8 protein-coding genes and 1 tRNA gene are annotated in these 9,847 nt (G+C 48.0%); 4 read left to right on the top strand and 5 right to left on the bottom strand.

Annotation, left to right across the window (positions count from 1 at the left end):
* Positions 1 to 170: 170 nt before the first annotated feature.
* The 5 genes from HUJ19_RS03595 to HUJ19_RS03575 all read right to left on the bottom strand — a co-directional run bounded on the left by HUJ19_RS03595 (position 171) and on the right by HUJ19_RS03575 (position 4,944).
* A complete protein-coding gene (locus HUJ19_RS03595) occupies positions 171 to 1,121 on the bottom strand; it encodes a ribose-phosphate pyrophosphokinase (protein WP_290622303.1) in 951 nt (316 codons plus the stop codon).
* Between the two features lie 67 nt (positions 1,122 to 1,188).
* Positions 1,189 to 1,263: transfer RNA gene (locus tag HUJ19_RS03590), tRNA-Gln, on the bottom strand.
* Positions 1,264 to 1,271: 8 nt separating this feature from the next.
* On the bottom strand, positions 1,272 to 2,147 hold the full coding sequence (gene ispE / locus HUJ19_RS03585; RefSeq protein ID WP_290622302.1) for a 4-(cytidine 5'-diphospho)-2-C-methyl-D-erythritol kinase: 876 nt from the start codon (positions 2,145 to 2,147) through the stop codon (positions 1,272 to 1,274).
* Positions 2,144 to 2,770, bottom strand: coding sequence for a lipoprotein insertase outer membrane protein LolB (gene lolB / locus HUJ19_RS03580; RefSeq protein WP_290622301.1), 627 nt, complete (start codon positions 2,768 to 2,770; stop codon positions 2,144 to 2,146). Before lolB ends, ispE begins: the two co-directional genes overlap by 4 nt.
* A 203-nt stretch (positions 2,771 to 2,973) precedes the next feature.
* On the bottom strand, positions 2,974 to 4,944 hold the full coding sequence (locus tag HUJ19_RS03575; protein WP_290622300.1) for a tetratricopeptide repeat protein: 1,971 nt from the start codon (positions 4,942 to 4,944) through the stop codon (positions 2,974 to 2,976).
* 190 nt (positions 4,945 to 5,134) lie between these two features.
* On the opposite strand from HUJ19_RS03575, the gene hemA reads away from it, so the two are divergent.
* The 4 genes from hemA (at position 5,135) to HUJ19_RS03555 (ending at position 9,812) form a co-directional block, all read left to right on the top strand.
* Positions 5,135 to 6,391, top strand: a complete 1,257-nt coding sequence (hemA, locus tag HUJ19_RS03570) for a glutamyl-tRNA reductase (RefSeq protein WP_290622299.1) — start codon at positions 5,135 to 5,137, stop codon at positions 6,389 to 6,391.
* A gap of 76 nt (positions 6,392 to 6,467) precedes the next feature.
* Positions 6,468 to 7,562 carry a peptide chain release factor 1 gene (gene prfA, locus HUJ19_RS03565; RefSeq protein WP_290622298.1) on the top strand — a complete coding sequence of 365 codons (1,095 nt, stop codon included), beginning with the start codon at positions 6,468 to 6,470 and terminating at the stop codon, positions 7,560 to 7,562.
* 14 nt (positions 7,563 to 7,576) lie between these two features.
* Positions 7,577 to 8,401, top strand: a complete 825-nt coding sequence (gene prmC / locus HUJ19_RS03560) for a peptide chain release factor N(5)-glutamine methyltransferase (protein ID WP_290622297.1) — start codon at positions 7,577 to 7,579, stop codon at positions 8,399 to 8,401.
* Positions 8,402 to 8,768: 367 nt separating this feature from the next.
* On the top strand, positions 8,769 to 9,812 hold the full coding sequence (locus HUJ19_RS03555; protein ID WP_018625301.1) for a rod shape-determining protein: 1,044 nt from the start codon (positions 8,769 to 8,771) through the stop codon (positions 9,810 to 9,812).
* Positions 9,813 to 9,847: the final 35 nt, after the last annotated feature.

Here is a 9,847-nt window from a genome sequence, read left to right as displayed (position 1 = left end):
TGGTACAAATTTGCTATGGTGTATTAAAACATCAAAGCGAATACCGACCTCAAGTGGCTTGAGGTCGGTTGGGAGAGATGGTATCTATATAAGATGGGCAAACCATTTATTTCAGGCAATAAAAAAGCAGGCCGGGGCCTGCTTTTAGGATGTTGCTGAACCGGTAAATCTTAGTCTAGAAACATGGTTGAGATAGATTCTTCGGTGTTAACACGACGAATCGATTCACCCAATAGGGGTGCAAGATCCAGAATTTCAATGCGGTCACAGCCTTGCGCTTCTTCTGAAAGCGGGATGGTGTTGGTCACGACCAGTTTATCGAGACTTGAGCCATTGATGTTGCTGATGGCTTTGCCTGAAAGAACCGGGTGGGTAGCATAAGCGTAAACGCTGTTGGCACCGTGATCTTTCAGTGCCTGCGCTGCCTGGCAAAGTGTGCCAGCTGTATCAACCATGTCATCAACAATCACGCAGTCACGACCAGAAACATCACCGATGATGTTCATGACGCTGACTTCGTTAGCGCGAGGACGACGTTTATCGATAATCGATAAGTCTGCGTCGTTTAGGCGCTTTGCAATGGCACGAGCACGAACAACACCGCCAACGTCTGGCGAAACTACCATCAGGTTTTTGCCGGCGATATTGGATTGGATGTGTTCGAGAAGTACTGGAGTGGCGTAGACGTTGTCTACTGGAATATTGAAGAAGCCCTGAATCTGGTCTGCGTGTAGGTCAACCGTTAGTACGCGGTCAAAACCTACGCCGCTGATCATGTCAGCAACCACTTTTGCACTGATTGGTACACGTGCTGAACGAACGCGACGATCCTGGCGGGCGTAACCGTAGTAAGGAATGACTGCGGTGATACGCTTGGCTGATGCACGTTTCAGTGCGTCGGCCATGATGATCAATTCCATCAGGTTGTCGTTAGTTGGTGCGCAAGTAGATTGAATGATGAAAACGTCTTTACCGCGAACATTTTCAAGAATTTCGACGCTGCACTCACCATCACTAAAGCGTTCGGTATGCGCTTTACCCAGTGGTACGTTTAAGTAATCAGAAATTCGTTTGGCGAGATCAGGTGTGGCATTACCACTGAAAAGCATTAAATCAGACATCGAAAAGCCCTGTAACATTAGCCCCAAAAGTTACAGCAAGCAGAATAAAAGCTGGGAGAAGAGAAGATGGCAGGGGTAGCTGGATTTGAACCAACGAATGGCGGCATCAAAAGCCGCTGCCTTACCGCTTGGCGATACCCCTGCAATTTTTTACTTTATCAGCGGCGAGGTGTTGATACCTCTAGCTTCTAAAGTTAGCCAGCGCTGCTTGCACAGAGCCGCTATTTTACGGACTTCTCGCTCGTTGTCAAAGGTTAAGAAGAGACAACTTCCGGTTCCGGTTAACATCACTTTTCCGTATTGAGATAGATGCTCAAAGGCTTCTTTTATCTCCGGATAAAGTTCGAGAACCAGTGTTTGCATGGCGTTGTAACCAACTTCAGGCAAACTCCCTTCGCGAGTGGCGCGTAATTTAATGGGTTTGTCGTTTCTTGTCAACGCTGAATGTGAAAAAATTTTGCCGGTGTTCACATGAACGTTTGGATAGACAATAAGATACCACTTTTCAGGGATATCGGTGTTGGTTAAAAGTTCGCCAATGCCTTCAGCCCAGGCGCTATGACCATTTACGAAAACCGGGACGTCGGCACCTAACTGACGCCCTAGATCGATCAATTGCTGCTGATCGAGATGTAAATTCCAGAGCTGATTGAGGGCGACTAAAGTGGTTGCTGCGTTAGAACTACCGCCGCCTAAACCGGCCCCGGATGGCAATCGCTTGGTCAGTTTGATATCCGCACCGGATACGCTTGTGCAGAATGGCTGTAGCATTCGGGCGGCTTTGATAATCAGGTTCTGCTCACTGGGCACTTCGCTGTATTCGCTGTCCAGGGTCAGTTCGCCAGATTCATTCGTTTTTATCCAGATGTCATCACCGATATCCAATAATTGAAACAGGGTTTGCAGTTCATGATAACCGTCGGGACGTTGGCCCAGTACGCGAAGCTCTAAATTGAGTTTGGCTGGCGAGGGCCAATAGCTGTAACCCTGCTCATCGAGACTGCCGGTTGCAACGGTGAAACTCATAAGGTCAGATCCCAGCTGCGCAGCGACAAAATAATTTTGTTGTCACCTTGGGTAATTTTGATCTTCTGGGGCAGGGCAATGGTCTTATCATGATGCCAGGGGTGGCTGTCGTATTTTTGGTAGAGCACCTGGTAATCCTGATAGTTGAGCTCCTGCAAAGTACCATCTGCATTAATTTTCAAATTGTCGCGATTGATGCCAGTCGGCAGCCCAAGAACCCAGTCCTGCAGATAATGCACTGGTAAATCCCAGCCCAGAACGTCATATAAAAGCTGTTCGGCGTTGTAACCTTCGAAGTGTTGGTCATCACCGGTTTTAAGGGTGGTCAGTTGCGGCGTGATATCAAGCAAGACATAAGTAGTGCCGAAGGTGCCATACATACGGACAGTCAAAGTGTCACGCGCGGCCTGTTTCCACATGATGCTGCTGGAGAAGCTATCGTCAGGCTGGGTGATGCCGATACGGCCCTGAGTGGTAAAGCCTTTAATGGTTTTCAGGTTCTTATATTGCTTCTGCCACTTTGGATCGTCCCAGACGGTGGTGTCCTGTTTTTCGGGCAGGGTTTCGCAGGCAGATAATAATAAGGCGAAGCTGATTAATAGTGTGCGCAGCATTAAGCTCATTTAATGGATCTCTTTAGGTATTTAAAAATAGTTTGTTGGGATTCGCTTTGCTTATCACCAACCTACATTTCTATTCGGTTCCAATGGGCAGGATTATGCCTGTTTTTAGTGCGGCTTGCATCTTTGGGGCTGGGGATGATGGGCCAAAGCCCACCCTACAAAGTCACAGGATGATGGTGCGTGGTGGTGGGGACAACCGATGATTACCCAGCGCCTTGAGCTTCAGGGAAACGTTGCAGGACTTCCATCAAATAACGGTTATTGGGATTCTGGCGCAGAGCTCTTTGCCAGATTTCGGTGGCTTTTTCTTTTTCGCTCATGACCCATAAAACTTCGCCCAGGTGGGCTGCAACTTCGGGTAATGGCTGCTTCTGGTAGGCCATTTGCAGGAATTCGAGTGCTTTTTGCAGGTTGCCCAGGCGATATTGCAGCCAGCCCATGGAGTCGAGGACGGCGCTGTTTTCGGGGTCATGTTGATAAGCGGCTTCAATCAGGTGCTGAGCTTCTTCCAGTGAACGGTTCATATCAGCCAGGGTATAGCCCAGTGCATTCATGGCGTCGTGATGATCGGGCTGGATTTTAAGCACTGTACGCAAGTCCTGTTCCATCTGCTGGAAATAACCCAATGGCTCTCCGGCCAGTGCTTTAACGTAAAGCAGATCGACGTCGTCGGGGAAGCGTTTGACTTCTTTTTCCAGTAATAGATAGGCTGACAGGTCGCTGTGACGAGACTGCAACATGCGTGCGCCGATTATGGTGATTTCTTTATGCAGCTGCTGGTCTTCTGCCTGTGCCTGAAGCTGATGAATAGAGTCAATCAGTTCATCGACTGACTGAGTCTGATTGAGCAGTTGCAGCTTCTGGTAATAAAGAGAAGTTTTATTGGGTTCGACCTGCAAGGCGCTTTCGATGCGCTGGGCCGCCAGCTCGTATTGCTGAATCTGAGTCAAAAAACTGATCTCAAACTGTAACAGGCGCTGTTTTTCCTGCAGGCTGACCATTTGCTGGGCCTGTTGCAAGCTTTGCATGGCGTATTGCCAATTACCCTGTTCATGCAACAGGTGGGCAAGACGGGTTCGAGCGGTGTAAAAATAGTTACCCGGAGGCACCATTTCATAACAGCTGATGGCACGAACGGCTTCGTCGTTACGCAGGGCCGAGTCAGCACAATAATAGCTGGTTATATCTTTTTTGTAGTTTTTACGCGCCAGTTGCCAGAAGTTATCCGAACTTTCTGCATAAGCTTCTATCGCATACTGACTACCGGCCATTAAAAACTGCGCCTGGTAATTCTTTGGTTGTTTGCGCAGTACCTGCTGAAAAGCCATGATGGCTGCGGCATAGTTTTTCTGGGTGTAGAGCAGTTCACCCAGCTCGAAATATTGCTCACTGTTGAGTCGGCGACTTTCGACAATTTGTTGCAGGTAGGCCGCGCGCTTTTCTGAAGATTCCAGCGCCAGAGCTTCGCCTTTCAGCTCAATGGCTGAGAGAAAGCTGTTGTGCTCCGATAAGACTGAGTCCAGTAGTCGGTGGATACGAGCCTGATAAAATTGAGGATTATGACTGTTGAGTAGCAGGTGTGCTTCTAAAGTTCGCAGGACGGGGTGGTTGAGCCTGGCTGACTCCTGATTGAAGTAGTGTACAAAATCGGCGTTGTCCTGATAGCTGGTGACTTGCACCAGATGGTAAAGCTGCTCGTCCATTGAGGGTGGCAGCAGCTTCAGTAGCAGATGCAGCTCGTCATTAGCGGTGGCGTAATCTCCGGTAGCAACAGCAGTCAGCAGCTTGGCTTTATGGGCATTGGCATCATCAGGTGCATGTTTCAGCCAGATAGACAGAGCCTGGTTGACCTGATCGTAATCATGTTTTTCCAAGGCAACGACGGTTGCACGACGAGCCAGTGCGATACTGCCTGTTCGTTCGGCGGAGTCTAAAAAATTACTTTGAGCGATTTCCTCAAGGTTCTGCTGGCTGGCGATATTGGCCAGTAGAATACTGAAATACAATTGGCTACGTTGATCCGCTGACATGTGTGAAATGTCAGGATAGGTTGCACGATCAGGCGGTGGTTCCTGTGCTTGTTGCGCTATCATTGGCTGCTTGCCAGAGCAGGCAGCTAACAGCAGGAGGGCACCAAGCGATTGCAGAAAGAGAATTGAAAAACGCTTATTCATTCGACAATCCTACAATCTCTTTATGACAAGAGGTAGGAATAATTTGTCATAATACGTAAATTGTTGCCTTCACAATGACTTTTTCGATTAGCGGACATGACTGCTCAGTGTTATAATTCGCGCCAATTATAAGCCTTTGATTTCTCGTTATTTTTGGGCTGGGCTGCAACAACTCAACAATTTCTTATCTATGTCATTGATTGCATTAGGAATTAACCACAAAACTGCTTCATTAGCTGTACGCGAAAAAGTTGCGTTCGCGGACCATGAGCTGGGCGAAATCATGGCCGAACTGGCTGAAGCTCTGCATCAAAGCGAAGTGGCGGTTTTGTCCACCTGCAATCGGGTTGAGTTTTATGTTTCCAGTGACCAGCAGACGCCCGAGCAGTTAAGAGAACAGTTGCTACACTGGCTACAGGTTAAAAAGCAACTACAGGAAGATTTGCATTCGGCGATTTATTGCCATGATGAAGACAAGGCCGTTTTGCACCTGATGCGGGTAGCCAGCGGGCTGGATTCGATGGTACTGGGCGAGCCGCAGATTTTGGGTCAGCTTAAAGCCAGTTACCAAAAGGCACGCCGTGCCGGTACCATCAATCAGGTGATGGAACGTCTATTCCAGAAGACTTTTTCGGCAGCCAAGCGGGTTCGTCATGAAACCGATATTGGCACTAATCCGGTGTCGGTGGCTTATGCCGCAGTTAGCCTGGCGAAACACGTTTTTGCCGATTTTTCCAAGCTGACCGTGATGTACGTTGGTGCGGGCGAAACCATTGAACTGGCTGCTCGCCATTTGCAGCAGCAGGGCGTTGGTAACATGATCATGGCCAATCGTACCCTGGCCAATGCACAAAAGCTGGCTAAAGAGTTCAACGGTAGGGCGATTGGTCTGGAAGCAATTCCGCATTATTTATCGCAGGCGGATATCGTGATTTCCTCAACCGGCAGTATGCTACCGATCATCGGTAAGGGCATGGTTGAGCAGGCGGTTAAAGAACGCCGCCGTAAAAGCATGTTCATGGTCGATCTGGCGGTGCCGCGCGACATTGAAAGCTCGGTGGGCAAGCTGGATGATGTTTATCTTTATACCGTAGATGATCTGGAAGGCGTGATTCAGGAAAACATGCAGGCGAGGCAGGAGGCTGCCGCAGAAGCTGAGCATATTTTGCGAGATTTCAGCGAAGAATTCCGTCAATGGCAGCTTGGCCGCCAAAAGCACGATACGGTTCGTGAGTTGCAGCAAAAGTATTCGGATATTGCCAACAATGAATTGCAGCGGGCTAAAGCTCAGCTGGCCAATGATGGTGATCCTGAGCAGGTGATGGAACAGTTAACGCATCGCCTGACCAAAAAGTTTTTACACCAACCGCTGGTATGGTTACGCCAGGATGATGATGAAGTGGATACCCATGAGGTGATCCGCAAGTTATTTGATCTGGATGAGTAATTGTGGTCTGAAAGAATAGTCTATTACCGATTTAGTCTGTCGTTATTCTGCGACAGCACACGATAACAAGGTTGATATGTTACAAGATTCAATTATCGAAAAATTGCAGGGTCTGGTTGATCGCCACGAAGAAATTAGTGCTTTGTTGGGCGATCCGGATGTTATTGGTGACCAGAATAAATTCCGTGATTTATCCAAAGAGTATTCGCAGCTGGAAGAAGTGGTGAATACTTTTCAGCGTTATCAGGAAGCCGAAGAAAGTCTACAGAGCGCCGAAGAAATGCTCAAGGATGAAGATCCAGATATGCGTGAGATGGCGCAGGAAGAGATGAAAGAAGCCAAAGCGCAGATCGAGAAGCTGGAAGTCGAGATGCAAAAGTTGTTGCTTCCGCGTGATCCTAATGATGACAAAAATACCTTCCTTGAAATTCGTGCCGGAACCGGTGGTGATGAAGCTGCAATCTTTGCTGGCGATTTATTCCGCATGTACAGCAAATATGCCGAGAAAAAACGCTGGCAGGTTGAAGTGATCAGCGAAAGCGAAGGCGAACATGGTGGCTATAAAGAAATTATCGTGCGCATCAGCGGCGACAGCGTTTATTCGCATCTTAAATTCGAATCGGGCGCGCACCGTGTGCAGCGTGTTCCTGAAACTGAATCGCAAGGTCGTATTCATACTTCAGCCTGTACCGTAGCGGTGATGCCGGAAGCGGATGAACTGGATGCTATCGAGATCAACCCAGCCGATTTGAAAGTGGATACTTTCCGTGCATCGGGCGCGGGTGGTCAGCACGTCAATAAAACGGATTCGGCGATTCGTATTACTCACTTACCGACGGGTGTTGTGGTTGAGTGTCAGGATGAGCGTTCGCAACATAAAAACCGCGCCAAGGCCATGTCAGTATTGCAGGCTCGCCTGATGGCAGCAGAACAGGCCAAAGCCCAGTCGGAACAAACTGAAATGCGCCGTAACCTGGTTGGAACCGGTGATCGTTCGGATCGTATTCGTACTTATAATTTCCCACAAGGCCGTATGACTGATCATCGAATCAATCTGACCTTGTATAAACTTGACGAAATTATGGAAGGCGATATTGATCAGATCGTTGAGCCATTGATTCAAGAGCATCAGGCAGATCAATTGGCAGCCCTGTCAGGACAGAATACATAACTGTGATGGAACCCATGAGCGTCGCCCAAGCGTTGGCTTGGGCCAGGCAGCAACTTGAAGCCATTGATGACGCAACGATAGATGCTGAAATTTTATTGGCCCACGCTATCGACAAAAATCGCACCTGGCTGAAAACCTGGCCAGAGCATATCCTCTCCGAAAAGCAGCTTTCACATTACCAGTATTTAATTAGTCGTCGCAGTAAAGGTGAGCCAACCGCTTATCTTATTGGTGAAAAAGAATTCTGGTCACTGACTTTTAAAGTCACTCAAGATACCTTGATTCCGCGCCCAGAAACAGAAGTGTTGGTTGAGCAGGCGCTGCAAAGAATTCCTGAAAATAGTGACTTTAAAGTAGCCGACCTCGGAACAGGCAGTGGAGCTATCGCTCTGGCAATTGCCAGCGAGCGACCGCAAACGACAGTGTGGGCTTTGGATATGAGCGAGCCTGCCTTAAAAGTTGCGCAAGCCAACGCTGAGCACAACAAGATTAAAAATGTGGCATTTGAGCAGGGTAGTTGGTTAAGCAACTGGCAACATGGTCAGCTGGATATGATCGTCAGTAATCCTCCTTATGTAGCCCCCAACGATCCGCACCTGGCAGATTTGGTTTATGAGCCAGTAACAGCATTGGTTGCCGAAGACAAAGGTTTGTCAGATATTCATCAAATCACCCAACAGGCAACTGAACACCTAAAACCTGGCGGCTACTTATTGTTTGAGCATGGTTATGACCAGGGTGAAGCCGTTCGAGAAATATTGCATAAGGTTGGCTTTACGCAGATTGAAACCGTCAAAGACTATGCCGGTCAAGATCGAGTGAGCCTAGGGAAAAGATAAGGGATAAGTCGTGACTTGCCCCACCGATTTATACGCTATCAAGCGAAACTTGTAACTAGCAAAGCAAGATACCTTTCTGCTATTTGTTGATGAACCAAACCCTGTTCAAAGTGTCTGTTTATGTGGCGATTTTCAGCATTCCAGCCAAAAGCCATTACCGTTTCACAAAAATATGTGAAGCAATAGGTTTTTAGCTTGCTCACACAGGTCAGTATTGTTAGAGTAGCCCGATTGGGTAATAAGCATAAAAGCCTTGCTATTACTGGCTTTAGCCACAATTAGAGTAGTGAGGCTGGCTTCTGCATTTGAGTGAAGCCTGAATCCTATAATCATCCTTATTTTTGAAATTAGCGAGAAATTTCCTTAGATGTTTAATAAATTACGTGGTTTATTTTCAACCGACCTGTCGATTGATTTGGGGACTGCCAATACTTTGATTTACGTTCGCGACCAGGGCATCGTTTTGAATGAGCCTTCGGTGGTTGCGATTCGTCAGGAACGTGCTGGCGGGGCAAAATCAATTGCGGCAGTTGGTGAAGCTGCTAAGCGCATGTTGGGTCGTACTCCGGGCAATATCGTTGCCATCCGTCCTTTAAAAGATGGTGTGATTGCAGATTTTGAAGTGACTGAGAAAATGCTTCAGCACTTTATCCGCAAAGTTCATGACAATACCTTCTTCCGCCCAAGCCCTCGAGTTCTTATCTGTGTTCCTTGCGGTTCAACTCAAGTTGAGCGTCGTGCGATTAAAGAATCAGCCTTAGGTGCTGGTGCGCGTGACGTATTCCTGATTGAAGAGCCGGTAGCAGCTGCCGTTGGTGCGGGTTTGCCGGTGGGTGAAGCACGTGGTTCCATGGTGGTGGATATTGGTGGTGGTACTACTGAGATTGCGATCCTGTCTTTGAACGGCGTGGTTTATTCGGACTCAGTGCGTATTGGTGGTGACCGTTTTGATGAAGCTATCATCGAGTACATCCGTCGCAACTACGGCACTATCATTGGTGAAGCAACCGCTGAGCGCATTAAGCATGAAATCGGTACCGCCTATCCGGGCACTGAAGTTCGTGAGCTGGATGTTCGTGGTCGTAATCTGGCCGAAGGTATTCCAAGAAGCTTTACCATTAACAGTAACGAAGTCCTGGAGGCTTTACAGAATCCATTGCACGGTATCGTTCGTGCGGTGAAAACGGTTCTTGAGCAATCGCCTCCAGAATTGGCTGCTGATATTTCTGAACGTGGTATGGTGTTAACAGGTGGTGGTGCCTTAATTCGTGATATTGATCGCCTGTTGATGGAAGAAACCGGTTTGCCTGTGATTGTTGCTGAAGATCCTTTGACCTGTGTAGCTCGTGGTGGCGGCAAGGTACTTGAAACTATCGATGAACATGGCGGCGATTTATTCTCATACGATTGATTTTTAAAGAAATATTGACGAAAATCGGGCAATTA

This window comes from Kangiella sp. (assembly GCF_014762745.1).
GTDB lineage: Bacteria > Pseudomonadota > Gammaproteobacteria > Enterobacterales > Kangiellaceae > Kangiella.
This window is presented reverse-complemented; position numbering and strand designations above follow the sequence as displayed.

What these genes read in the sequence shown, in the direction of transcription:
- HUJ19_RS03595 (WP_290622303.1), bottom strand. Translation starts at nt 1,121, where the DNA reads ATGTCTGATTTAATGCTTTTCAGTGGTAATGCCACACCTGATCTCGCC.
- ispE (WP_290622302.1), bottom strand. Translation starts at nt 2,147, where the DNA reads ATGAGTTTCACCGTTGCAACCGGCAGTCTCGATGAGCAGGGTTACAGC.
- lolB (WP_290622301.1), bottom strand. Translation starts at nt 2,770, where the DNA reads ATGAGCTTAATGCTGCGCACACTATTAATCAGCTTCGCCTTATTATTA.
- HUJ19_RS03575 (WP_290622300.1), bottom strand. Translation starts at nt 4,944, where the DNA reads ATGAATAAGCGTTTTTCAATTCTCTTTCTGCAATCGCTTGGTGCCCTC.
- hemA (WP_290622299.1), top strand. Translation starts at nt 5,135, where the DNA reads ATGTCATTGATTGCATTAGGAATTAACCACAAAACTGCTTCATTAGCT.
- prfA (WP_290622298.1), top strand. Translation starts at nt 6,468, where the DNA reads ATGTTACAAGATTCAATTATCGAAAAATTGCAGGGTCTGGTTGATCGC.
- prmC (WP_290622297.1), top strand. Translation starts at nt 7,577, where the DNA reads ATGAGCGTCGCCCAAGCGTTGGCTTGGGCCAGGCAGCAACTTGAAGCC.
- HUJ19_RS03555 (WP_018625301.1), top strand. Translation starts at nt 8,769, where the DNA reads ATGTTTAATAAATTACGTGGTTTATTTTCAACCGACCTGTCGATTGAT.